The organism is Mycobacterium sp. SA01 (assembly GCF_041287105.1).
GTDB lineage: Bacteria > Actinomycetota > Actinomycetes > Mycobacteriales > Mycobacteriaceae > Mycobacterium.
On record NZ_JBGGNO010000021.1, the window covers coordinates 327,635 to 350,868 of the forward strand.

A 23,234-nucleotide genomic window follows, 5' to 3' on the forward strand; every position below is an offset into this window, starting at 1 on the left:
ACCGCCGTCAATTCCAGCTATGTACAGGCATCAACTGTGATGCCCCAGTACGTAGGTGGACTATGAAGCAAACCCAACTCATTGCGATCGCGGCGCTCGTTAGCTGCACCTCGACCGTCGCGGCGCCCCCGGTCGCCGCCGATCCCGGCCGGGTGCCCTGCGGGGTGCTCGACCAGGTCCGCGAGAGCCTCGACAACGACATCAACGCCGGTATCGGCGGAGTGCGGATCGTGATCAGCTCGCCCTATGCCAGCGGAGCCGCCCAGCAGCGCGACACGAACGTGAAGCTCGCGATGATCAGCCACGGCGTGCACTACATGGAAGACGTCAACGGGCCGGGCATCGTCCCGGGTCTGGCTCCGGCCTTGGTGGACCTGCGCCGGGCCAGCGACGACATGCGAGACGCCGTGGGCGCGCTGTTCGTCGTGTCCCCGGGGTACGGCTACGGCCTTGGATATGGGAATTACGGGCCGACCGTGTCCAACGCCTGGCCGCAGCCCTCCACCTGGACCGCGATCGACTATGCGGACCAGAAGAAGGACGACATCTACGCGCTGGTGAACGGCCTGCAGAGCACCTGCATGCCGTAGTCCGGCTACGAGGCGCTGAGAATCTTGATGGCGAAGACCAGCGTGTCACCCGGCATGATGCCGGCCCGCGGCTGGCCCTGCGGGTAGCCGTCGGCGGACACCATGGCGACCGCGACGGTCGATCCGACCTTCTGGCCCGCGATGGCCTTCTGGAAACCGGGAACCACGCCGTCGAGCGAGAACTGGGCTGGTTCGCCACGCTGGTAGCTGCTGTCGAAGACGCTGCCGTCGCGGCCGTTGACACCCTCGTAGCAGACCGAGACGGTGGCCGTCGGTGCGACGACGGGTCCGGTACCTGCCTGCAGCGTGTGCACCTCGGTCGCGTTCACGCTGAAGGGGGCAGTCACCGTGACGACCGGGGCCGCGGTATCCGTCGACCCGGTGACAGCGACACTGCCGGTCGCGCCGGGCAACGTCCACTCCGGAGTTCCTGGCGTGGCCGGCGGAGCGGTCGGGCAGGTGGCATCCGGGCCGGCCGCCTGGGTGACGGTGGCCGAGACCGCCGGGACGGTCGAGGACTTGCTCGCCGACGGGGTGGTGCCCGAGCCGCAGGCCGCAAGAGTCACGGCAAACGCGGCAGTGCAGGCGCCGAAGGCAACAACAGAGGGCAGGCGGGAGAAGTTCACGCTCGTCACGCTACAGCGGATTGACCCGCCGAAAGTCTTGGCTCACACCGAACTCATTCTCAGCAAAGCCTCAGATGGTGTAGGCAAACTGCTTTCAGGCGCCTCGAGGCGCAGATGATCCTTGTCACGAGAAAGCGAAGCTGAACGCAATGGACTACAGGTCAGGACACTCGCCGCAGGAGGGCCACTACCAGTGGCAGCCGAAAGATTCTGTGGAACATTCTAATTCACGACAGTGGCACTCCGCCGGATATCAATACGGTTACGGCAACACCGACACGACACAGATGTATCCGCCCCCTTACGGGGCCCAGCCCAGGGGTGGGAGATCTACGTCACAGCAAAATCCTCGGCAACGGATGAAGTCGCGAGTGGGTGTTTTGGTCGGCGGAACGGCCGTGGTCGCGATGATCGCCGGGGCTGCCGGCGCGGTCGCGGTGGTCGATCACTCCGGACACCCGGCGGCTACCCAACAGGGGCAGCTCGTGGCCGGAGCCCCGGCGCCGAAGAACACCGCGGTGGCCGGCCAGCCGACCGGCTCGGCACCCGTCGGTTCGGTCGAGCAGGTCTCGGACAAGGTACTGCCCAGCGTGGTGAAACTGCAGATCACCACTGGTCAGGGCAGTGAAGAGGGCTCGGGAATCATCCTGAGCTCCGACGGGCTGATCTTGACCAACAATCACGTCGTCGCTGCCGCTGCGCAGGCCGCGGGTAGCGGGCCGATGCCGGCCGAGGACGCGCCGGACGGCCAACTCCCCGGCGGAGGAGGCGGCCGGCCGTTCGGCCAGAGCGGCGGCGGCATGGCCGCGACCGTGACGTTCTCCGACGGCCGGACCGTGCCGTTCACGGTCGTCGGCGCCGACCCGACCGACGACATCGCGGTGGTTCGGGCTCAGAACGTTTCGGGGCTCACCCCGATCACGATCGGATCGTCGAAGGATCTGAAGGTCGGCCAGAACGTCGTCGCGGTCGGCTCCCCGCTGGGTCTGCAGGGCACCGTGACGACGGGCATCATCAGCGCGCTGGACCGTCCTGTCGCGACCGGTGACGAGCAGTCCGGCCAGCACTCGGTCATGAGCGCCATCCAGACCGATGCGGCGATCAACCCCGGCAACTCCGGTGGCGCGCTGGTCGACATGAACGGTGAGCTGATCGGTGTCAACTCCGCGATCGCATCCCTTGGCGGCAGCCAGGATTCGCAGGCAGCCCAGAGCGGATCGATCGGCCTCGGCTTCGCGATTCCGGTTGACCAAGCGAAACGTATTGCCGACGAACTGGTTTCGACCGGGACCGTGCAGCGTGCCTCGCTGGGCGTTCAGCTCAGTTCCGACGACAGCGCCCGGGGCGCACTGGTCGCCGGTGTCGCGGACGGCAGCCCGGCGGCAGCGGCAGGCATGTCGAAGGGCGCGGTGATCACCAAGGTCGACAACAAGGTGATCGACGGCCCGGAGGCGCTCGTCGCCGCCATCCATTCCAAGGCGCCCGGCGACAATGTCACGCTGACCTACAACGACCCGTCGGGCGCGTCCCGCACCGTGCAGGTCACCCTCGGACAGATTCAGTCGTAGCGGCACAACCCATCTCGAGGTGGACGGTAGCTATTGTTCAGTGGCTACCGTCCATTTTCGGCAGTCCATTTCGGCAGTCCATTTCGGCAGTGGGGGAGACCGATGATGAACCGCACCATTCGCCGGCTTGGCCTCGTGATCGCGTTCGCGGCGGTGACGATGATCGGTCTGCCCGGCTGCTCGTCGTCGCGTCCGCCCACGCCTGCGGGCACGTCGAGTACCACCACTGCCGCCGCGGCCGGCTGCGACAAGGCCGAGTTCGCCGACGCGGCCACCGCGGCCGTCCACGCCGTGAGCAAGGACAACATCTACCGGATCGACGAGGTGACATGCGCCGGCGGCTGGGCGGTGACCAGCGGCCTCTGGTCCAGCACAGCCAACCCGGACATGGGTGCCCCGAGCACGCTGGTGTTCCAGCAGCTCGGCGGCCGGTGGGTCAGCCAGGACAAGCAGAAGGTCTGCGGCACGAACGCCTCGACCACCCCCGCTCCCGCGGACGCGATGATCCCCGCCGCGCTGTACGAGCTCGGCTGCCTGACCGGTTAGGCCCCCATACGTTTGCCGCATGCGCTAACTTGGCGGGGTGTCGAGGGGAGCACACGTCGCTGTGCGCGCACTGCGGGTGCCACTCGTCCTGATCGTCGCGGCTGCAGTGGCCATCACGGCGATCGTGCTCAAAGCGCAGTCGGACTCACGGCTCCCGCAAGTGATTTCGGGCCCCTTCGCGTTGTTGCTTGCCGCGGCCACGAACCTGGGCGACTCGCAGGCGCGCAGTGTCGAGCTGACCGCGGAGCTGCCTGACGCGAAACGCCCCGACCGGCTCGACGCGTGGGCGGCGGCCAACGGCCTGTCGGTGCGCTGGCAGCCCGGCCAGCGCTGGGCGGTGATCGGCGGCCCACCCGCTCGTGTCGCCGCCGCGTTCCAGGTGACCGTCCAGGACTTCCGTGGGAAGGCCGGCCAGGTGTTCTACGCCTCGCCTCAACAGCCAGGAGTCCCGGCGTCGTTGCGTGACAAGGTGACTGGACTGGGGCGCATCCTCAGCTATACCCCCTACCACTCCAACAGCCCCTCGTTCCGGCCGTTGGACGTGCCCGACCACAGCCTCCCACCCGCGTCGTTGCGGACGACCTACAACGTGCGCCCGCTGACCGAGGCCGGTTACACCGGCAAAGGTGGCACCATCGCGGTCTTCGGATTCGACGGGTTCGATCAGGCCGACCTGGACATGTTCACCACCACTTATGGACTGCCGCGGCTGGTCCCCGAGGTCGTCGGCGGGGTGCCCGAACAACGCAGCGGCGAATCCACGATGGATTTGCAAGTCGCCCACGCGATTGCGCCTGACGCACGCAAGGTGCTGGTCAACGCCAGGACGACAGTCGCCGGTGGCAGCACCTACGTCAAGATCGCCGAACTGATGCAGTCGGTGGACCGGCAGTTCCCCGGGGCGGTGTGGAGCTTGTCGATCGGTTGGGGCTGCGACAGGCTGATCACGGCGGCCGACCTGGCTCCGATCCGGGGTGCGATCTCCACCGCACTTGCCCACGGCACCACGGTCTTCGACGCGAGCGGGGATCTGGCCGGCCTGGAATGCAAACGTGGCCATGACTGGTCGGCACCGCCCGGCCCCGCCGACGTGGGGCTCGATGCCGTCGCATCGCTACCCGAGGTGACCAGTGTGGGTGGTACCACGCTGTCCACCGACGAGAACTATCGGTGGCTCGGTGAACAAGCCTGGAGCGACGGTCCGTTGACGCAGGGGAGCGGCGGCGGGGTGTCCAATCTCTTCGACCGGCCGCCATGGCAGGCCGGTGTGACCACGACGACCAACACCGTTCGCCGGCTGACGCCCGATGTGTCGGCGGTGGCCGACAATTCGACCGGTGCGGTCATCGTGCAGAACCAGCAACTGGTGGTCGGGGGCGGCACGTCGCAATCCGCACCGATCTGGGCCGGCATCGCCGCGGTGATGAATCAGTTCCTGGTCGCCAACGGCGGGCGGCCGCTCGGTGAACTCAATCCGATGCTCTACCGACTGAAAGCCGGTGCGGCCCGACCGGCATTCCACGACATCACGCTGGGCACCAACGCCGTCGCGATCTCGCAGGCGGGCTACGACATGGTGACCGGGTTGGGCAGTCCCGACGTCGACAACATGGCGCGCGACATCCTCGACGTCCAACGGTCTCCGCGATGACCGGCCAGACAGGCATCGCGACGATGCCGTGCCCGGGCTGCGCCCATGACGTGCCTGCGGGGCGCTTCTGTGTGCGCTGCGGCGCGCACCTCTCGGTGGCTGCGGGTGAGCGCCCCAGCCCGCTGCGGGTGAGCGACTTCGCTGCCGCGCCGGGCGAGAACGTGCTCCAGCCCTCGATCGTCAGCTCGATGTTCCCGCACCTGCCGAGCCGCTCCCGGGTGGCATTCCGGTTCGCACTCGGGCTGCTGCTGGCCGTACTCGTCGCGTTCTGCGTGCTGCAGTGGTACGTGCCGATGCTGGCACTGGCCATCTTCGCGCCGCCCACGCTCATCGCGATCTACCTGATCGAGTCGCGGGTGCTGGCCGACCTGCCCGCCTGGGTGTGGGTGCTGACCGCCGTTCTGGGTGCCGCGGTCGGGGTGGCGTGGGCGACCTTGACCGGCGCCATCGTGGCCGAGTCCTACAGCCTCGGACTGGGCGCCCAGGTCCCGACGACGCGCCTGCTGCGCGACGCGGTGATCATTCCCTTCGGCGGCCTGCTGGCCATGCAACTACCGGTGATCGTGGTTCGGCTGCTGCGGCCTCCGGTACGAGAGTCGTTGCACGGCGCCGTGATCGGTCTGCTGGGTGGCGTGATGTTCCTGCTCGCCACCAACGTGATCAGGATGATCCCGCAGGTCGGGGACAGCGCGGTGACCGGCGATCTGCCCATCGAGGATCTGTTGCTCCAGGCCGGGGTGCGGGGAATCGGCGAGCCGTTGACCGGGCTCTCGCTCAGCGCCCTCATCGGAGCGTGGCTGTGGTATGTCAGCCGCCGTAGTCTCCGCACGGTGGCCGTCGGCGGCTTCGGATTGATCATCGGCGCCGCGGCCTATGCCTGCGTCGGCCTGGCCGAGGCCTACCGCCTGCCGCCATATCTGCAATTCTCCGTGCACATGGCGTTCGCGGTCGCGGCGGTGATCGCCCTACGACTGGCGCTGCAGGTGACCATGTTGCGGGATCAGGACGTCGATACCTATCCGGCGCTTCCGATTCTGTGTGTGTGGTGTCAGCATGTGGTGCCCGACACCAGGTTCTGCCCGTCCTGCGGTGTCGCCGCACAGGCGGCGTCGCAGACCTCCCGGGCCGCGCGCCGACAAGACCGCCCACAACTCCAGCGTGCGACGGCGGAGTCATGAGCGCCCCGACCGTGCCGCAGGTGCCGGAACTGTATCCCGGTTACGCCGTCGAGCCCGGTGCATATACCGCTGGGCCCCAACGGTTTACCCCGTTGCGGCGGATGCTCGTGCCACTGGTCGTCACACTGGGTGTACTGGTCGGAGCCTCGACGGCGGCCTGGGCGGTGGCAGGTGGCCCGTCGGTGCGTTATGCGTGTCCACCCGATTGCGGGCGGCCGCCGACTGGCGTGCCGGTACAAGCCAGCCCGCGTTTCGTCGCGGCGGACGGCGCGTTCTCGGTGTCGTATCCGGCGGAGGGCACGGCGTACAAGGTCACCATGCAGAACGACGGCGTGTCGGCGACGTACACCGGCGGCGACGGCGGGGTGATGGAGCTGTTCGGGGTGCCGGCGCAGGGCCGCTCCGCCGAGGAGATCATCGACGATCTTCTCAAGGAGAAGCAGCCCGACGCGACGGTGGCCTACGTGCTGCCCAACACCACGGTCGGTTACCAGCTCGGTTTCGGTGAGGTGCTCGACGTCTACCCGCAAGGCGGCGCCGCGGTGTCTCGCACGCGGATCGTCGTGATGGCGGCGGTGAAAAACGATCTCGCGTTGGTGGGTGCGGCGATCGGTCCGTACCGCAAGTTCGCACCCGGCAATGGGCCCGGCGTGCCGTCGGGAGCGAATCTGGAACTCGCGCAGGATCTCGGCAAGTACGTCAACAGCTTCTCGTGGAAGGGCGATCCGCCCCGATAAGGCGTCGTACGCTCAACCGCGATGCTGGAGAAATCCGAGATTCGCTTCCTGCCGGTCGGCGATCGACGTCTGGCGTACGAGGTGCGCGGCGACGGTCCGCCGCTGGTGACGCCCGCGTGGTGGGTGAGCCACCTCGAACTCGACTGGCAGAACCCCGGCGTCCGCCGGTTCTGGGAGGGTGTCGCGGGCGGGTACACCCTGATTCGCTATGACCGGCTCGGGGTCGGAATGTCGGACCGCACGGTGCAGCCGGGCGATCTGAGTCTCGATGCCGAGGTCACGAGGTTGCGCGCCCTGCTCGATGAGCTCGGGCTTGATCGGGTGTCGCTGATCGGCGGATCGTCGGGCAGCTGTACCGCAACGGCCTTCGCCGCGGCGTTCCCGGATCGCGTGGAGCGACTGGTGCTGTACGGGTCGTATCCACGCGGCGAGGAGCTGACGGCCCCGGGGGTTGGCGATGCGATCGTGGCGGCGGTGCGCGCGCACTGGGGTCTCGGTTCGCGGATGCTCAGCGATATCTTCCTCGGCGGTGCCGAGGCGGCGGAGCATGAGCGGTTCGCGCGGCTGCAGCGTGAGTCGGCGTCTGCGGAGACCGCCGCCGAACTGTTGAGCCTGGTCTATCGTTTCGACGTCCGCGAATATCTTCCGCGCGTGAGCCGGCCTGCGACGGTGGTGCATCGTCGCGATGATCGGGCGGTGCCGTACCGGCTCGGACGTGAGGTGGCAGCCGCGATCCCCGGCGCGAAATTCGTTCCGCTACAGGGGAAATCGCACTTTCCCTGGCACGGTGACGTCGATTCCGTCATCCGGGCCTGCCGCCAGGGGTTGCGTCCCGAGCGGCAGGCGGAGCCCGATACCAACCGCGTATCAGTGCTGTTGTCCGAGCGGGAACGCGAGATTCTCGGTTGTGTCGCACACGGTCTCGGTGATCGCGAGATCGCCGAGCAGCTCCAGCTGAGCCCGCATACCGTGCACCGGCACGTCGCGAACATCCGCCGCAAACTGGGTGCGACGTCCCGGACGGCCGCGGTCGCGCAGGCAACTCGCCTCGGGTTGGTCTAGCGTCACGGCGTTCGCAGCGGCCATTTCTGCAGCAGGCCCTCCACCCGGTCGGCGCCGCGGCGCACCCCGCCGGTCGCCTCGAACCCGGCGGCCACCGCGGCCGCACCCTCGCCCATGGCCATCGCTTCTTCGACCGCGGAGCGCAGGCGCCGTGAGGTGAGCCGGCGGGCGGGTAAGCGCGTCCCGCACCGCGCGATCTCGACCCGGCGCGCCACCTCGAACTGGTCGCGCCCGAACGGCACCACGCAGACCGGAATTCCACGGGCCAAAGCCTTTTGCGTGATGCCCATTCCACCGTGGGTGATGACGCACACCGTCCGGTCCAGGATCGCCGAGTGCGCGGTGAAGCGCGACAGGGTCGCGCCGGGACGTTGTCGCACATCGACGTTCCCGCCGCCGGGCAGCGTCGCCACCACGTGCACCGGCAGTCCTTCCAGTGCGTCGATGGCGGTGCCGACCAATTCGTTGTCGGCCTGGGCCAGCGACGAGGTGGTCACCAGCACGATGGGGGCGTCGATGTCGTCGAGCCACAATTCGTCTCCGGTACGTGGTGGGTCGAACGCGGCCGGGCCGATGAGCTCCACATTCGGGCCCCAGTCGGTGTGCCGGTACTCGAACGGTTTCCCGGTCGCGATCAGCAGCATCGGGGCCCGTCGCAGCAGCTGGCCGGCGCTGCGGACCTTTGGCAGCCCCAAACGTCTTCGCACCGGCGATAATTCGGACCTGAAGGGCACATCGAACACCACACTGGTGACCAGTTGGATACCCCAGTCGCGCACGAAGCCGACCGGGCCGGGACGCGGTGCGACACCGGCGCCGAACGGCGCGGAGCCGGGGGACCGCAGGTAGGGGATGAACGGACTGAGCACCACCCACGGGCCCGGCATCGTCTCGGCAGCAGACTGGGCTCCCCAGCTGTTGGCGTCGATCAGGCAGATATCGGGTTCGACGTCGGCGACCGCGTCGCGGAAGTCGTCGACTTCGTACTGTGCGCACTGCCCCAGCACGCGCACCGTGTTGCCGGCCGCCCGGAGCACGCCGCGGGCGGCCGGGCCCGCGCTCTGCAGCGCTTCGATGCGCGGATCAACGGCATCGGCCTCGAAACCCAACTGGCGGCACAGCTCGACTCCCGCGGCGAGCGTGCGAACGTGCACCCGGTGACCGCGCGAGGCGAGTTCGGTCAGCAGCGCGCAGAACGGGAAGAGGTGGCCCAGCGCGGGGGCGGTGTAGGCCAGTACTACCGCCATCGCGGCTCAGGCCGGATCGCGGCGACACAACAGCCCATTCAACGGCTCCTGTCGCGGATGCGGGCGGCCCAGGCCCTTCCGAGGCCGCCGGCGGCGACGACGACACGCTGGGGCGTGCCCACGGTGGCCCGCTGGGTGAAGATCTCGAAGTCCAGCGCTTCGATGCGCGACAGGATCTTGGCGTACAGGGTCAATGCGGTCTCGACGCAGGGCCGCGAAATCGGTGCCAGCATGGCGATTCCCGGCTGCGCCTGCGCGTACACGGCGCGGGTGAGCGCATGTTGTTCCATCAGCGCCGAACGTACCCGTGCATCGGTTCGCCGGTGCGCCTGACACCAGGACAGCAGGTCGCGGTCGACTCCGTGCGCGGCCAGTTCGTCGGCGGGCAGGTACACCCGGCCGCGTGCAAGGTCTTCGTCGACATCGCGCAGGAAGTTGGTCAGCTGGAAGGCTTTTCCCAGAGCGGCGGCGTACGGTGCGGCCTCCTCGCGCGGCACGACGGTGCCCAAAACCGGCAACGTCTGGAAGCCGATGACCTCGGCTGAGCCGTACATGTAGCGCTCGAGGGCGCTGCGATCCGGATAGTCGGTGACGGTGAGGTCCATCCGCATCGACGCCAAGAAGTCGTCGAACAGCTCCCAACCGATGGCGTATCGCCGTGCCGTGTCGACGACGGCCGCCAGGATCGGGTCGTCGTCGCACGGCTCGTGATCGACCAACCCGGTGAACAGCTTGTTCGACAGCGCGGTGAGCTCCGAGGTGCGCTGGTCCGGACTCAGGCCGGCGTCGCGATCGTCGAGGATGTCGTCGGCACGACGCGCGAAGGCGTACAGCGCGTGCACTGCCGGGCGCTGATAGGGGGCGAGCAGGCGGGTGGCCAGGAAGAAGGTCTTGCCGTGCCGGGCGTTGAGCACGCGGCACTGCCGGTAGGCCTCACGAAGAGCGGGCTGGTGCACACCGGCGGCGTCGAGTTCGGAGCCGATCATGGGCGTCTCACCGCGGCTTCGGTCGGTCGTCGTACATCAGGCCACCCGCACCGTGCACGCATGCGCCATGCCGGTCAGCGCGCTGCGCGGCTGACCTGGAATCTGAACTCCGTCAAGCAGATTCAGGGCGCGGCTGCGCAACTGAAGAATCCGGTCCTCGACCCACTCCACGGCGCCGCTGGCTCGCACCAATGCGCGCCAGCGCTCGACGGCATCGTCGTCGAGTTCCTGGAGAGCTCGAAGCTCGTCGAGCTCCGATCGCACCCGTGGGTCAGCCAGTTCGTGGGCCGCCACCAGCACACTGGTCGCTTTGCGGGACTCCATGTCGGTGCACGCCGATTTGCCGGTCACCTCAGGCGATCCGAAGACGCCAAGCACGTCGTCGCGCAGCTGAAAGGCTTCGCCGATCGCCGCGCCGTATCCCGAGAGAGCTTCGAGGACCGTGGGTTCGCACCCGGCCATCGCCGCGCCGAGTTCCAGGGGTCGCCGCACGGTGTAGTTCCCTGATTTGCGGCGAAGCATGTCGAGCACGGCGTCCAAGGTCGGCAGGCCGCCGGAACCGCCCACCAGGTCCGCGAACTGACCGACGGCCAGCTCCACCCGCATGTCGTCGTAGCGCGGCCATACCCGGGCCAGGGCGTCGGCGTCGACGCCGCTGCGCCGCAGCATCTGCTCGGCCCACACCAGGCACAGGTCGGCCAGCAGGGTCGCCGCCGATTCGCCGAAACGGTCGGCGGGCCCGGCGAGGGAACGGTCGCGATGCCATTGCCGCAACCGGACGTGGACCGAGGGCTTGGCCCGGCGCATCACCGAACCGTCCATCACGTCATCCTGGATCAGCGCGAATGCGTGGAGCAACTCCAGGCTGGCCGACGCCCGCACTGCGGCCTCGCTGGCCCCGGCACCCGACAACCAGCCCAAATACATGAACGTCGAGCGCAGATACTTGCCGCCGTCCACGAAGTCGGCCAGCACCTCACCGGCGATGTCGACCCCCGAGTGCGCCAGCCGGGGCACACATTCGGTCCGTACGAAGTCGCCCACGTGGGCGCGTGCCGCGGCGCGTACGTGATCGAGCAAGCGGGTCGACTCGGGCGAAAGCGGGCTGACGGACGTGTGCTGCGCACCCGGTGGCCCGATGACGTGCGTCATCACTGGTGTGCCGGCTCTGTCACCGCTGGTCAACGGCCCAACTCCTTCCTGAGGCAAACGATGGCATCCATCATTCGGAGTCGACGCCGTCATGGATGGGTTCTTTTTTCAGCGGGGGCGTCAACGGCGTCTCCTGACCGGTGAGCCGGGCATGCCAGCGGGCTATCGGGGCCGGTGCCCACCAGTTGTGCCGGCCCAGCAGATGCATGAAGGCAGGCAGAAGCATCATCCGCACCACCGTGGCATCGAGGACGATCGCCAAGGTCAGGCCCACCCCGAACATGCGCATGAAGGACACCTTGGCCGCGAACAGCGCGCCGAACGAGATCGTCATGATCGCGGCGGCGGCAGTGACCACCCGGCCGGTGTGAGCAAGACCTTGTGCCACGGCTTCGTCATTGGCGAGCCGAGTTCGATCGCTGGCCAGCCAGAACTCACGGATGCGCGCAACGATGAACACCTCATAGTCCATCGACAGCCCGAACGCGATGCAGAACAGCAGGATCGGCATATTGGCGACCAGTGTCCCGGTGACCGTCGTGCCAAGCGCCCCGAGATGGCCTTCCTGAAACACCCAGACCAGCGCCCCGAACGACGCTGTCAGCGACAGCAGCGTCAGGATCAATGACTTGACCGGCAGCACCACACTGCCGGTCAAGACGAACATCACCGCGAACATGACCGCGGCGATAATGCCCAGCACCACGGGCAGCCGCGAGGTGATCGCGGCCACACTGTCCTGGCCGACCTGCGTCGCACCGGTCAACCAGATGTCCCGGCCGCTGGGGCCCGGTACCGCCTCGACGCCGCGGAGTGTGTCGACCGCGGCGGGGGAGAACGCCGGCTCGGTGGTGTTGACCGTCAGGAAGGCCGAGCCGTCGCGCACGGCTGCCATTCCCGCCGGCGGACCCGCGCGCACCCCGGCGGCGAAGACGGCCGTCGGGGTGCTCACCTCGGCGACGCCGCGCACCTGTGACACGGCCAAGGCGTAGGTGTCGATGTCCTGACTCGACAGCCCGGCGGCGTCGGGCACGACGATCTTGATCGCGCCTTCAGCGTTCTCGGTGAAGTCGGAGCGCAGCATGTCACCCACCCGATGAGCCGATGCCGAAGTCGGCAGCACTCGTTCATCGGGCAGACCCCAGCGGACGTCCAGGAACGGCAGGCACAGCGTCAGTAACGCGGTCGAGCCCAGTACCGCGACGATCCCGGCCCGTCGCGTCATCAATACCGTTGTGCGATACCAGAATCGGTCGTCGGCGCGACGGTGTTTGCCGCCGGCGTCCCGTGCGGTCAGCCGGCTGCCCAACAGGACGATCGCCGCCGGCGTGATCACCATGGCGGCGAGGGAACACAGCGCCACCGTGGCGACGCCGGCGTAGGCGAACGACTTCAGGAAGTACAGCGGAAACACCGCAAGCGCGGCCATCGACATCGCCACGGTGAGCGCGGAGAACAGAACAGTCCGCCCCGCCGTCGCCATCGTGGCGAGCAGGGCAGCGTCCGGTTGCGCACCGGCGGCGATCTCGTCGCGGTAGCGGCTGAGGATCAGCAGGGTGTAGTCCACCGCCAACGCGAGCCCCAGCGCCGCGCTGAGGCTCAGAGCGAAAACCGACACATCGGTGATCGAGGCGATCACGCGGAGTAACGCCAGCGAGCCCACGATCGCGAACGTGCCGACCGAGATCGGCAGCAGCGCGGCCCACACGCCGCGGAACACCCAGATCAGCACCAGGAACGTCAGGGGTATCGCAATCGACTCCATGACCACCACGTCGCGCTGGGTCTGAGAATTGATCTGCGAGAACACCATCGCCGAGCCGCCCGCCAGCACGTCGACCTGCGGGTACTTGCCGTCCAGGCTGGCCGCGACGGCGTCCGACAGACGCTGCGCGTGCCCGGGTGCGGCGTCCTCGCCGCCACGAAGACCCACCACAACCAGCCCGGAACGGCCGTCGGTACTGATCAGCGACGCGGACACGGCGGACGGCGCCGTCCACGGGGAGGCCACCGCTGTGACCGACGGGTCCTTGCTCGCGCGATCGGCAATGGCCGTCCCGACGGCGCGAGCGGCCGCGCTTCGGGCGTTCTGCGGGTCGGTGACGGTGAAGACCAGCTGCATGTCGCCCTGGCCGAACGTGTCGGTCAGAATGCGGGTTGCCTGCGCGGATTCCGCATCAGGATCGACGAAGCCGCCCGCCTTGAGATTGCCTGCCGCCGAGGCCCCGAACAGGCCCGCCGCGACCATCACGAACACCGCGCACGCCACGATCCGACCTGGTGCTGCCAGAGCCAGCAAGGTCATCCGGTGCAGCACAGCGGCTTACCTCGCTTCCTGACCGACGGTGACCATGTACCGACCAGCTTGTGGAAGATCGACAACCCGGGGTACCGAACTGACGCGTTCGTCACTGAGATGTCACGGTTGGCCGAGCCGGATCGGGTGTGCTTGATGTGGGGCGCCCGGGTGCAGCAGAGTGAGGTGCGGATCGGGTCGCTCAGCGGACCGGCGCGACGACGGACAGTGACGCGACAGGAGCGTGGTGGTGATGCAGGTAAGCATGTTCGCCCAACTCAGCGGATCGGGAACCGACTCACCGATCGACGCGACGATCGCCAACCTGGCAATGCTGCGCGACGAAGGCTTCAAGCGGGTGTGGATGAGCCAATTACCCTACGAGCCAGACCTTTTCGAGGTGCTTGCGATCGCCCTGCGTGAGGTCGACACCATCGAAGTGGCCAGCGGGGTGGTGCCGATCCAGAACGTGCATCCGATGCTCATGGCGCAGCGCGCCCTCACCCTCAGTCTCGCCTCGGGCGGCCGATTCACGCTGGGGCTGGGGATGACCCATCAGGCGGTCACCGAAGGGATGTGGGGAATCCCGTGGGACAAGCCGGTACGCCGGCTCAACGAATACCTCGACGGGCTGCTGCCCCTGCTGGCCGGTGAGCCCGCCGACGCGGCAGGGGAGACGGTGACCACCCGTGGCGCCCTGATGATCGCCGGGGCGCCCCGGCCCGAGGTCTACATCGCGGCGCTCGGTCCCCAACTGTTGAAGATCGCCGGCCGACGGACCTCGGGAACCTGCACGTGGATGACCGGACCGAAGACATTGGCCGAGCATGTCGGGCCGGCACTGCGTGAGGCCGCGGAGGGCGCCGGTCGACCCGACTCGGTTCGCGTCGCCGCGTCGCTGCCGATCAGTGTCACCGACGACGTCGACGCGGCCCGCGCGCAGGCGGCCGAACAGTTCGCCGTCTACGGTCATCTGCCGTCGTACCGTGCGATGCTCGATCGCGAGGGCTACGCCGGTCCCCAGGACGCCGCCATCATCGGTGACGAGGAGACGGTGCGGGGGCGCCTCGACGAACTGGCGGCGGCCGGTGTCGACGAGTACGTCGCGGCGACGTTCGATGCGTCGCCGGAGGGCCGGGCGCGCACCCGCGCCCTGTTGCGCGCTTACGACACGTAGGTCCGCAGAGGTCATCGCACCGGAGTCCGCGGACGGCGATGAGCCAGCGATGAGGCCCGCGATGAGCTATTGCCAACGCCGAGCACGACGCAGGCCATCCCGGTCGTCCCGGTTTTGTCCCGGTGAGATAGATCACTTGACACCGGCGGAATCGCAGGTAGGGGATCCCCGCTTGTAGCAGGCAGAAGCCGCTCGAGGATGGGGACGATCTGATGAACACACCACTGGCCCGCATGAAGAACGCCACCAAGACAGGCGCGCTCGCCGCGTTCGCGTCGTTCGCCGTCGTCGCCGGTCTGTTCGCCGGTCCCGCCGCCACCGCCAACGCCGCCGAGGACTCGTGCGCCGCAGTCGAGGTCGTCTTCGCGCGTGGCACGTTCGAGGCACCCGGCGTGGGCGCCACCGGCCAGGCATTCGTCGACGCGCTGAGCGCGCGGCTGCCGGGTAAGACGGTCGAGGCGTACGGCGTGAACTATCCGGCGTCGCTGAACTTCGGACAGGCGGTCGACGGTGTCGCCGATGCGGCCAACAAGATTCAGTCGGTCGCGACGGAATGCCCGTCGACCAAGATCGTGCTGGGCGGCTACTCGCAGGGCGCGGCGGTGGCCGGCTACACCACGTCGAGCACTGTTCCGGCCGGAGTCACGCTGCCCGCCAGCATCTCCGGGCCGCTGCCCGCATCCGTCGCATCCCATGTTGCCGCGGTGGCGCTGTTCGGCACCCCCGACGACTGGTTCCTGGGCTTGGCCGACCGCAGCGCACCCCCGATCGCGATCGGCGGTGCCTACGCGGGAAAGACCGTTCAGCTGTGCGCCACCGGCGACCCGGTCTGCTACCCGGGCGGGCTGGACCGCAGCGCCCACAGTTCCTACAAGAGCAACGGGATGGCCGATCAGGCTGCTGACTTCGTGGTGAGCAAGCTCGGCGGCCCCGCCCCGGCGGCCACGCTGGTGCAGACCGCCGCGCAGGTCGACGCAGCCAACTGACCCCCGTCACCGACGGCCGGATGCCAGTCCGAGAGGACTGGGTCCGGCCGTCGGCTTGTCGCCATGCTCAGCCGGCGCTCTGATCGTGACGGTCGGTCGCCGTCGCCTCTCCGCGGCCCTGGTGCACCGGCGACTGCCACGTATACGGCTCCTCGGGGTGGCCGGACCCACCCAGAATGAAGGTGCGGTCACTGCGGTTGGCCCGTGCGATGGACGCCATCCACGTTGCGACGGTGCTGAATCGGTTGCGCACGCCGGTGAGGAATGCGATGTGGATGAAGCCCCACCCAAGCCAGCCTGCGATTCCGGTGAGCTTGATCGGACCCGCCTGTAGCAGGGCGTGGCCGCGGCTGATGTAGGCCGCGGACCCGAGGTCGCGGTAGCGAAAGCTCTTGCGGCTTCGTGCATCGAGGTCACGCTTGATGCACGCGGCGACATGCAGACCGCCCTGCATGGCGTTCTCGGCGACACCGGGCAGTCCGTCGCGGCCGGCGAGGTCGCCGATGACGAAAACGGTGGAATGCCCCGCCACCGACAGGTCGGCGTCGACTGTGATGCGGCCCGATCTGTCGGTGCCGGCGCCCAGCACCTCGGCCGCGTGGCGGGCGAAGGGCACCGCCTCGACGCCGGCCGTCCACAGCACCGTGCGCGTCGCGTAATCCTTGTCGGGTCCGCCGCTTTTCGAACTCACGGTCACTCCGCCGCGGCGCACATCGGTGACGTGGACACCGAAGTGCATTTCGACGCCCAGCTTCTCGAGTTCGCGCGTTGCACGCTCGGTGAGGGCGGGAGCGAAGCTCTTGAGTACGCGCTCTCCGCCGTCGAACAACAGCACCCGGGCCTCCTCCGGCTCGATGCTGTGAAACTCTTTGGCCAGTGCCCGCGTCGCGAGTTCTCTGATCTGCCCGGCCAATTCGACACCGGTAGGTCCGGCGCCGGCGACCGCGAAGGTGAGCCACTCGTCGCGCTCGGGGCCCGGCGGCAACGTCTCGGCGATCTCGAATGCCGCGAAAACTCTGCGCCGGATGCTGAGCGCATCGTCGAGGGTCTTCATCCCCGGCGCCCACGCCGCGAATTCCTCCTTGCCGAAGTAGGACTGCCGCATACCGGCCGCGATCACCAGGTAGTCGTAGTCGATGTCGAACATCGTCTCGTCAGGACGGCGGGCCGTGACCCGGCGCGCGTCGGCATCGAGCCGGATGGCCTCGCCCAGCAGCGTCGTGACGTTGCGGTGGTGGGCCAACTCCTCGCGCAGGGACCGGCTGATCTGCCCGATGCTGAGCGTCCCTGTCGCACATTGGTAGAGCAGTGGCTGGAAGACATGGCAGGCCGCCCGGTCGAGCAACGTCACGTCGACGTCGAGGCGCCCGAGCCGACGGGCGCAGAACAGGCCACCGAAACCGCCTCCGATGATGAGCACTTTGGGGCGTCCACTACCCATGTCGAATCAACCTCATTGTCGTTGAAGTGCCGGTTCGGAAAGCGATGAATACGGGCTACCCGATCGATTTGCCGGTCGAACGCCGACCGTGGCCAGTTGCGCGATAACGGCTCCGGCCGTCGCGCCATTCTGCCACGCTGTGGAGGGTCGACGCCGCGGGCTGGAGGGGAGCGCGTTGTCGCTTGTGAGTCGCCGCCTGCGTTGCGGGCTGTCTGCCGCGGTCGTCGCCGCGGCAGCGTTCAATGCGCTCGGCCTGTGGGGAGTGGCGACGGCGCTACGGGTCCAATTCACCCTCGAGGCAATCGTGGGTGTGGCCGCCTTGGTGGTCGGCCTCGCCGTGATCCCGCGAGTGACCGGGCTGTCGCGGTGGTGGCGGACGACCCTGCTCGCCGCGGTCGCGATCTTCCTGGGGGCCGAACTCCTGTGGCAGCTGACCGGGCACGCCGACCGGAATGCGCCCGCGCCGTGGTTGACCGTGGCCGGCTATTTCGTCGGCGCGTTCTTCTTCTGCGCGGCGATGGTCCTGCTGATCCGCGCAGGCCGCGACCACGACCTGCCCCGCCGAGCGCCGGCGTGGCCACGGATCTTCACCACCCTGCTCGACGGACTGATCAGCGCACTGTCGTTCGCTCAGTTCATCTACCTGGCCCGGCCAGGGGCTGTGGACAGCAGTGCATTACCGCGATCGACCAATACCGCGGTCATTTTCGGCATCGCCATCGTGGAACTCGTCGTGGTGATGGTCGCTGTTCTGCTCGCGATGTGGTACCCGCCGTACCGCCTGGGGCGGGCCAACTACATGTTGATCGCGGCTGCGGTGATCACCCTCGTCTCCGCTGATCGGCTGTTGGCCTACCTGCGCAGCGTCGAGGTGACGAACCTGGATCTATGGATCGGCACCGGATTCGTGTTCGGGCCGCTGCTGATTGCGTGGAGCCTGCTCGAACTGCCGCCGCGCCCCCGCCCCGAGAACGAACTGCCGACCAACTGGGCGCAGCTGACCTTGCCCTATGTGGGCTTCATGGGCAGTACTGCCCTCCTTGCGTTCCAGGTCCTCGTCGGCCGCGGCATCGACATGTTCTTCGCGTCCACCTATCTCGCCCTGGCGTTGCTGGTGGCGACCCGCTATCTGGTTGCGATGCGCATCCAGCGGGTGCTGACAACGCAGCTCGTCGACGCCAAGCGCCGCCTCGCTCATCAAGCGCATCATGACGCGTTGACGAATCTGCCCAACCGATTGCTGCTGGCGCAGCGGCTGGACGACGCGATCCGGGATGGGCCGTTCGTGTTGATCTTCGTCGACATCGACGACTTCAAGGAGGTCAACGACCGGTTCGGGCACGCGGCCGGTGACGAGTTGCTGTGCGCGATCAGCGCCCGCCTGCGCAGCTGCCTGGGACGCGACGACACACTCGCTCGTATCGGGGGAGACGAGTTCGCCATCCTGATCGCCGGCGAGGTCGGAGCACCGGAGATCGTCGCCGACCAACTGCGACTCGCACTTCGGACTCCGTTCTCGGTGCACGGGACGTCGATCCGGGTACGGGCAAGCATGGGCCTCGTCAGCCCGGGGCATCACGGTCTGCCGCCGACGTCGGACGATCTGCTCCGGCAGGCCGACATCTCGATGTACACCGGCAAACGAATGGGCAAGGACACCGCGGTGGTCTACCGGCCGCCGTTCAGCGTGTCGGAGGATTTCCCGACGGCACTCCGCCAGGCGAAGGGCGGAGTCCCGCAGGGCTTCCGACTGAAATATCAGCCCATCGTCGCACTCCCGCACGGCACGCCGGTCGCGGTGGAGGCGCTGGCGCGGTGGACCACGCCGAGCGGGATGCAGATCCCTCCGCAGACGTTCGTCTCGCTGGCCGAAGCCAACGGCATGGGGGCACAACTGGATTCGTTGGTCCTGGATCAGGCCTGCGCGCAGATCGCGGCGGCGGACCTGGACGTGGACGTCCACGTGAACATCGGTGCGGCGCGCCTCGGCAGCGCGGAATTCGAAGGCATCATCAGCCGCACGCTCGCTCGGCACGGGCTGCCCCCCGCCCGGCTCGTTCTGGAGATCACCGAGACCGTTCCGATCGTCGACCTGGCCGAGGGAGCGGCGGCCATCAGGCGGTTGAACGATCTCGGTATCAGGGTCGCTCTGGACGATTTCGGCGCCGGTTACAACTCGCTGACGTATCTGCACGAATTACCGGTACAGATTGTGAAGTTGGATCGCGGCCTCGCTCTGGGTGTCGACCCGGCGCGCAATCTCACCCTGTACCGGTCGGTCATCGGACTATGTGAAGCGTTGAGTCTCAACGTCATCGCCGAAGGCATCGAAACCGCCGACCAGGCGGAGACCATATTCCTGGCCGGCTGCGGCCTGGCCCAGGGCCACCTGTTCGGGCGGGCGAAAGAGCTGTCCGATATCGGGGTGCCGTTGACCGCGTGGTAGCCGATTGCTGTGCGGCGCGTGGGTGTTAGGGGTCCTCGGGCATGATCGGCAGATAGTCACCGTCATATCTGGACAGCACCACTTCCAGCCGCGCCACTCGCGAAGTCAGATCATCGCGCAACCGTGGCGGATTGATCACGTCGTTGGGCCAGAGATAACGCCATGCGCTGTAGCTGTTCGTCATCTCGTAGACGTTGAATCCGGCGTCGATGAAGGGGCGCAGCACGTCGATCGGTCGCAGATCCGGGTCGGGCCACCACTGCGGCGATAGTTCGACGACGATCTCGGCGTCGGGTCGAAGCGATTCGATCAGATCGCCCATCCCGCCCAGAACGTCGGGTTCGGCGCCCTCGACGTCGATCTTGATGAGCCGGATCGACGCGATCTCGGCATTGGTCAGCATCTGGTCGAGGCGCATGGCCTCGACAGTCGACTCGATGTCCAGACCACGAGTGGCCAGCGTTGTCGTCATTCCGGCGTTGCCGGCCGGACCGGCAAACACCGTCAGCGTTCCTGGTTCCGCCGCCGCCGCTTTGTTCACCAGTCGAACGCGATCACCGCATTGATCGGCGGAGACGTTGCGCCGCAGGTCATCGAACATCGCCGGTGACGCCTCCACGGCGACGGTGGCGCCACCGGAACCCATGGAGCGCGCCGCCAGCAGTGTGTAGTAGCCGATATTCGCTCCCACGTCGACAAAGACGTCGCCGCGCCCGAGTCGGCTCGCGATGAATCGCGTCAGATCGGGTTCCCACTCCTGGAACACCCAGATGTAGGTACCGATGATGTCAGGAACCCGACATGGCAGCGTCGCACCAAAGCTCGTTCGACCCAGCAATGGAATCATGCGACCCATCCACGTCCGGGCCCGCAGCATGAGGGACAGCACCGCGAAGACCGGAATGAGAAGTGCGCTGCGAAACACTTTCTCGGCCAAGGGAACTGATTTCTTCGGTGTCTGCAGCAATTGCGCGACCGAACGCAGCGCAAGCGCGTATCGCGTCGGTCGGTCGGTCGGGTGTGGCACCGTGTTGCCGGGGTGAGCGACGTCTGATCCGCTGACTATCACCGCTCCGACTCCGAACGTCACGGAGTCGGAGCAGGCGCCAAACCATTTGTACGGCTGACCATCGGTCTTGGCGGCATGTCGACGCACCCGAGAACGCTTCACTGCTCACAACCCCCGGTCAATCAACAAGCAGATCACCAGGATCTAATCAGAGAATTGACAGCTACGTAAGCTTATGAGCGCGCGTGGCGCTACTGCAATCTGCCGGGGCGAACGGTCACCAAATGCAGTAGTCGCAGGGCTTGTTTCCGGAGAATTCTGGACCTATATTGCCGCGCTTCCGCCCAGCGCTCAGGCCGCGGACTTCTCCAGGATGTGGACACCGCACGCCGACCCGAGCCCGATGACGTGGGCAAGCCCCACCTTGGCGTTCTCGATCTGACGATCGCCGGCCTCGCCGCGCAGGTGGTGGCAGATCTCCCAGATGTTGGCGATGCCGGTCGCCGCGATCGGATGACCCTTGGACTGCAGCCCACCGGACACATTGACCGGCGTCGAGCCGTCGCGCCAGGTGGCGCCGGAGTTGAAGAAGTCGGCGGCACCGCCTTCCTCGCACAGCATCAGGTTGTCGTAGTGGACCAGTTCAGCGGTCGCGAAGCAGTCGTGCAGCTCGACCAGGTCGAGGTCGCTGGGCCCGATGCCGGCCTGTTCGTAGGCGGTGGCGGCGGCGTTGCGCGTCAGGGTATTGACGTTCGGAAGTACCTGACAGCCCTCTTCGTAGGGGTCGGAGGTCAGCACCGACGCCGACACCTTCACCGCGCGCCGACGTTGTTCTGCCGACAGTGTTTTGAGGGTTTCCCCGTTGCACACGATCGCTGCCGCAGCGCCGTCACAGTTGGCCGAGCACATCGGGCGGGTGTTGGGGTAGGCGATCATGACGTCGTTCATGATCTGCTCCAGCGTGAAGCGCTTCTGGTAGGCCGCAAGCGGATTCAATGTCGAATGCGCGTGGTTCTTTTCGCTGATCTTCGCGAACAGCTCGAAACTGGTGCCGCCGTACTTGTGGCCGTATTCGGTGCCGATCTGGGCGAACACTCCGGGCATGGCCTCGGTACCGATGCGCCCGTCGATCGGTGCGACGGCGCCGAAGCGCCCGGCCGGCTGCCAGACGTCGGAGTCGTCCTTTTTGCGACCGCCTGCGCCGAGAAGTCCAGCGCCCGAGAGCTTTTCCACGCCGACCGCCATGCCGTAGCGAACCTCGCCGGCCTTGACCGCCATGATCGCGGTGCGCAGCGCGGTGGCCCCGGTGGCGCACGCGTTGGCCACGTTGTACACCGGGATCCCGGTCTGGCCGATCTGCTTCTGCAGCTGCTGGCCGATGCCGGCGCTGGCGTTCATCAGGTTGCCGGCGGCCAGCACGCCGATGTCGGCCATGGTCACGCCGGCGTCGGCGAGCGCGGCCATCGCGGCTTCCGCGGCCAGGTCGACGGTGTCCTTATCGGCATGCTTGCCGAATTTGGTCATCCGGATACCGAGGATGAAAATGTCGTCGCTGGCACTCATGGCATCTCCTTGGAACGGTGTGGTGGCGGGACTCAGGCCACGGGCTCGAAGCCGAAGCCGATGGCCTCGGTTCCTTCTGCGTCGGCGCCGAGTGAGTAGGTGCTCAGCCGCACCTTCATGCCGTCGTGGACGTGTTCGGGATCGGGTTCGACGTTGACGAGATTGGCGCGCACTTGCGTGCCGTCGCAGTCGATGACCGACGCGACGAAGGGGACGGGCACGCCCGGTGCGGCGAAGGTGACGATGGTGAACGTGCGCACCGTGCCTTCGGTTGCGACGGGGACGGTCCGAAAATCCGTGGCGAAACAGTTGGCGCAGGCGTTGCGCCGGTCGAAGAATCGGGCGCCGCACGCCGTGCATTCATGGGCCACGAGATGGGGTTCACCGTCGTCGAGCACGAGGTAGTCGACCATCGGGATGCGCTCGGCCATGTGAACCTCCGTTCGTAGGTCCCTGTGACGCTAGCGAAGGGGCGGCGGCCTCGACTGAGCGGGTGTGCCGACAGCTCAGCCGTAGGCCGAGTCCAGGAAGCGGTTGCGCACCTCTGCTGTCGGGATCGGGCAGGTGTCATGCCGGCCGCCGATGCGGTAACGCACGGCGGCGAACCGTTCGTAGAGCCAGTCGCGCGCGGCCCGCGGGATCGCGTACGCCGTCAGTGTCAACCGCCACCAGCCGCCGAGATATGCCGCGACCTGCAGTAATGCCGTCGAGCGCAGGTATACGGTTTCGCTGGGTCGTCCGGCGTCGCGGACGAAGACCGCGGTGTCCGCACCGGCCAGCTCGGGGTGCCGAGCGATGATCTCGCGAGCGAAGTCGCTGTCCAACGCCGCGAAGCGCAGAGTCCCGCGCCGGTCGTGTCGAAGAATGGCGCGCACCGCGCTGTTGCAGACCCCGCACACACCGTCGTAGAGCAGTACCGGCGCGGTGGGGGAGTTGTCTGCCGGTGTCATCACGACCTCCCTTGCCAACGCCG

At 67.5% G+C, this 23,234-nt stretch carries 20 protein-coding genes; 10 read left to right on the forward strand and 10 right to left on the reverse strand.

Annotation, left to right across the window (positions count from 1 at the left end):
- Nucleotides 1-62 precede the first annotated feature (62 nt).
- Nucleotides 63-590, forward strand: coding sequence for a hypothetical protein (locus AB4879_RS25590; protein ID WP_370509804.1), 528 nt, complete (start codon nucleotides 63-65; stop codon nucleotides 588-590).
- A gap of 5 nt (nucleotides 591-595) precedes the next feature.
- Here the strand turns inward: AB4879_RS25590 and AB4879_RS25595 are convergent, their stop codons facing one another.
- Nucleotides 596-1,225 carry an FKBP-type peptidyl-prolyl cis-trans isomerase gene (locus tag AB4879_RS25595; RefSeq protein WP_370509805.1) on the reverse strand — a complete coding sequence of 210 codons (630 nt, stop codon included), beginning with the start codon at nucleotides 1,223-1,225 and terminating at the stop codon, nucleotides 596-598.
- A gap of 371 nt (nucleotides 1,226-1,596) precedes the next feature.
- On the opposite strand from AB4879_RS25595, the gene AB4879_RS25600 reads away from it, so the two are divergent.
- The 6 genes from AB4879_RS25600 to AB4879_RS25625 all read left to right on the forward strand — a co-directional run bounded on the left by AB4879_RS25600 (nucleotide 1,597) and on the right by AB4879_RS25625 (nucleotide 7,958).
- Nucleotides 1,597-2,784, forward strand: coding sequence for a S1C family serine protease (locus AB4879_RS25600; RefSeq protein WP_370509908.1), 1,188 nt, complete (start codon nucleotides 1,597-1,599; stop codon nucleotides 2,782-2,784).
- 105 nt (nucleotides 2,785-2,889) lie between these two features.
- Nucleotides 2,890-3,330, forward strand: a complete 441-nt coding sequence (locus tag AB4879_RS25605; RefSeq protein WP_370509806.1) for a hypothetical protein — start codon at nucleotides 2,890-2,892, stop codon at nucleotides 3,328-3,330.
- A 37-nt stretch (nucleotides 3,331-3,367) separates the two neighbouring features.
- Nucleotides 3,368-4,981: a protease pro-enzyme activation domain-containing protein gene (locus AB4879_RS25610; protein ID WP_370509807.1), complete on the forward strand. Its 1,614-nt coding sequence runs from the start codon at nucleotides 3,368-3,370 to the stop codon at nucleotides 4,979-4,981.
- Nucleotides 4,978-6,159, forward strand: a complete 1,182-nt coding sequence (locus tag AB4879_RS25615) for a zinc ribbon domain-containing protein (RefSeq protein ID WP_370509808.1) — start codon at nucleotides 4,978-4,980, stop codon at nucleotides 6,157-6,159. The genes AB4879_RS25610 and AB4879_RS25615 overlap by 4 nt, the downstream gene beginning before the upstream one ends.
- Nucleotides 6,156-6,896 (forward strand): hypothetical protein, encoded by a 741-nt coding sequence (locus tag AB4879_RS25620; RefSeq protein ID WP_199189800.1) that lies wholly within the window; start codon nucleotides 6,156-6,158, stop codon nucleotides 6,894-6,896. The genes AB4879_RS25615 and AB4879_RS25620 overlap by 4 nt, the downstream gene beginning before the upstream one ends.
- 21 nt (nucleotides 6,897-6,917) lie before the next feature.
- Nucleotides 6,918-7,958, forward strand: coding sequence for an alpha/beta fold hydrolase (locus AB4879_RS25625; protein WP_370509809.1), 1,041 nt, complete (start codon nucleotides 6,918-6,920; stop codon nucleotides 7,956-7,958).
- Between the two features lie 2 nt (nucleotides 7,959-7,960).
- Here the strand turns inward: AB4879_RS25625 and AB4879_RS25630 are convergent, their stop codons facing one another.
- The 4 genes from AB4879_RS25630 to AB4879_RS25645 are packed head-to-tail and all read right to left on the reverse strand — an operon-like array spanning nucleotide 7,961 to nucleotide 13,660.
- Nucleotides 7,961-9,205, reverse strand: a complete 1,245-nt coding sequence (locus AB4879_RS25630) for a glycosyltransferase (RefSeq protein ID WP_370509810.1) — start codon at nucleotides 9,203-9,205, stop codon at nucleotides 7,961-7,963.
- 38 nt (nucleotides 9,206-9,243) lie between these two features.
- A complete protein-coding gene (locus AB4879_RS25635; RefSeq protein WP_370509811.1) occupies nucleotides 9,244-10,191 on the reverse strand; it encodes a phytoene/squalene synthase family protein in 948 nt (315 codons plus the stop codon).
- A 36-nt stretch (nucleotides 10,192-10,227) separates the two neighbouring features.
- Nucleotides 10,228-11,376 carry a polyprenyl synthetase family protein gene (locus tag AB4879_RS25640; RefSeq protein ID WP_370509812.1) on the reverse strand — a complete coding sequence of 383 codons (1,149 nt, stop codon included), beginning with the start codon at nucleotides 11,374-11,376 and terminating at the stop codon, nucleotides 10,228-10,230.
- A 37-nt stretch (nucleotides 11,377-11,413) separates the two neighbouring features.
- A complete protein-coding gene (locus tag AB4879_RS25645) occupies nucleotides 11,414-13,660 on the reverse strand; it encodes an MMPL family transporter (protein WP_370509813.1) in 2,247 nt (748 codons plus the stop codon).
- Between the two features lie 232 nt (nucleotides 13,661-13,892).
- Here AB4879_RS25645 and AB4879_RS25650 point away from each other — a divergent pair, with 232 nt between their 5' ends.
- Nucleotides 13,893-14,816, forward strand: coding sequence for a TIGR03564 family F420-dependent LLM class oxidoreductase (locus AB4879_RS25650; RefSeq protein ID WP_370509909.1), 924 nt, complete (start codon nucleotides 13,893-13,895; stop codon nucleotides 14,814-14,816).
- 212 nt (nucleotides 14,817-15,028) lie between these two features.
- Nucleotides 15,029-15,802, forward strand: coding sequence for a cutinase family protein (locus tag AB4879_RS25655; protein WP_370509814.1), 774 nt, complete (start codon nucleotides 15,029-15,031; stop codon nucleotides 15,800-15,802).
- 67 nt (nucleotides 15,803-15,869) lie between these two features.
- Here the strand turns inward: AB4879_RS25655 and AB4879_RS25660 are convergent, their stop codons facing one another.
- Complete coding sequence (locus AB4879_RS25660; RefSeq protein WP_370509815.1) at nucleotides 15,870-17,243, reverse strand: NAD(P)/FAD-dependent oxidoreductase; 1,374 nt, start codon at nucleotides 17,241-17,243, stop codon at nucleotides 15,870-15,872.
- Between the two features lie 184 nt (nucleotides 17,244-17,427).
- On the opposite strand from AB4879_RS25660, the gene AB4879_RS25665 reads away from it, so the two are divergent.
- Nucleotides 17,428-19,689 (forward strand): putative bifunctional diguanylate cyclase/phosphodiesterase, encoded by a 2,262-nt coding sequence (locus tag AB4879_RS25665; RefSeq protein ID WP_370509816.1) that lies wholly within the window; start codon nucleotides 17,428-17,430, stop codon nucleotides 19,687-19,689.
- Nucleotides 19,690-19,714: 25 nt separating this feature from the next.
- Here AB4879_RS25665 and AB4879_RS25670 read toward each other — a convergent pair whose 3' ends face one another.
- The 4 genes from AB4879_RS25670 to AB4879_RS25685 form a co-directional block, all read right to left on the reverse strand.
- Nucleotides 19,715-20,845 (reverse strand): FkbM family methyltransferase, encoded by a 1,131-nt coding sequence (locus AB4879_RS25670; RefSeq protein ID WP_370509817.1) that lies wholly within the window; start codon nucleotides 20,843-20,845, stop codon nucleotides 19,715-19,717.
- Nucleotides 20,846-21,049: 204 nt separating this feature from the next.
- Nucleotides 21,050-22,261 carry a thiolase family protein gene (locus tag AB4879_RS25675; RefSeq protein WP_370509818.1) on the reverse strand — a complete coding sequence of 404 codons (1,212 nt, stop codon included), beginning with the start codon at nucleotides 22,259-22,261 and terminating at the stop codon, nucleotides 21,050-21,052.
- Nucleotides 22,262-22,293: 32 nt separating this feature from the next.
- Nucleotides 22,294-22,692 carry a Zn-ribbon domain-containing OB-fold protein gene (locus tag AB4879_RS25680; RefSeq protein ID WP_370509819.1) on the reverse strand — a complete coding sequence of 133 codons (399 nt, stop codon included), beginning with the start codon at nucleotides 22,690-22,692 and terminating at the stop codon, nucleotides 22,294-22,296.
- 75 nt (nucleotides 22,693-22,767) lie between these two features.
- On the reverse strand, nucleotides 22,768-23,211 hold the full coding sequence (locus AB4879_RS25685; protein WP_370509820.1) for a thiol-disulfide oxidoreductase DCC family protein: 444 nt from the start codon (nucleotides 23,209-23,211) through the stop codon (nucleotides 22,768-22,770).
- Nucleotides 23,212-23,234 lie beyond the last annotated feature (23 nt).

What these genes read in the sequence shown, in the direction of transcription:
- AB4879_RS25590 (WP_370509804.1), top strand. Translation starts at nt 63, where the DNA reads ATGAAGCAAACCCAACTCATTGCGATCGCGGCGCTCGTTAGCTGCACC.
- AB4879_RS25605 (WP_370509806.1), top strand. Translation starts at nt 2,890, where the DNA reads ATGAACCGCACCATTCGCCGGCTTGGCCTCGTGATCGCGTTCGCGGCG.
- AB4879_RS25615 (WP_370509808.1), top strand. Translation starts at nt 4,978, where the DNA reads ATGACCGGCCAGACAGGCATCGCGACGATGCCGTGCCCGGGCTGCGCC.
- AB4879_RS25620 (WP_199189800.1), top strand. Translation starts at nt 6,156, where the DNA reads ATGAGCGCCCCGACCGTGCCGCAGGTGCCGGAACTGTATCCCGGTTAC.
- AB4879_RS25625 (WP_370509809.1), top strand. Translation starts at nt 6,918, where the DNA reads ATGCTGGAGAAATCCGAGATTCGCTTCCTGCCGGTCGGCGATCGACGT.
- AB4879_RS25630 (WP_370509810.1), bottom strand. Translation starts at nt 9,205, where the DNA reads ATGGCGGTAGTACTGGCCTACACCGCCCCCGCGCTGGGCCACCTCTTC.
- AB4879_RS25635 (WP_370509811.1), bottom strand. Translation starts at nt 10,191, where the DNA reads ATGATCGGCTCCGAACTCGACGCCGCCGGTGTGCACCAGCCCGCTCTT.
- AB4879_RS25650 (WP_370509909.1), top strand. Translation starts at nt 13,893, where the DNA reads ATGCAGGTAAGCATGTTCGCCCAACTCAGCGGATCGGGAACCGACTCA.
- AB4879_RS25655 (WP_370509814.1), top strand. Translation starts at nt 15,029, where the DNA reads ATGAACACACCACTGGCCCGCATGAAGAACGCCACCAAGACAGGCGCG.
- AB4879_RS25660 (WP_370509815.1), bottom strand. Translation starts at nt 17,243, where the DNA reads ATGGGTAGTGGACGCCCCAAAGTGCTCATCATCGGAGGCGGTTTCGGT.
- AB4879_RS25675 (WP_370509818.1), bottom strand. Translation starts at nt 22,261, where the DNA reads ATGAGTGCCAGCGACGACATTTTCATCCTCGGTATCCGGATGACCAAA.
- AB4879_RS25680 (WP_370509819.1), bottom strand. Translation starts at nt 22,692, where the DNA reads ATGGCCGAGCGCATCCCGATGGTCGACTACCTCGTGCTCGACGACGGT.
- AB4879_RS25685 (WP_370509820.1), bottom strand. Translation starts at nt 23,211, where the DNA reads ATGACACCGGCAGACAACTCCCCCACCGCGCCGGTACTGCTCTACGAC.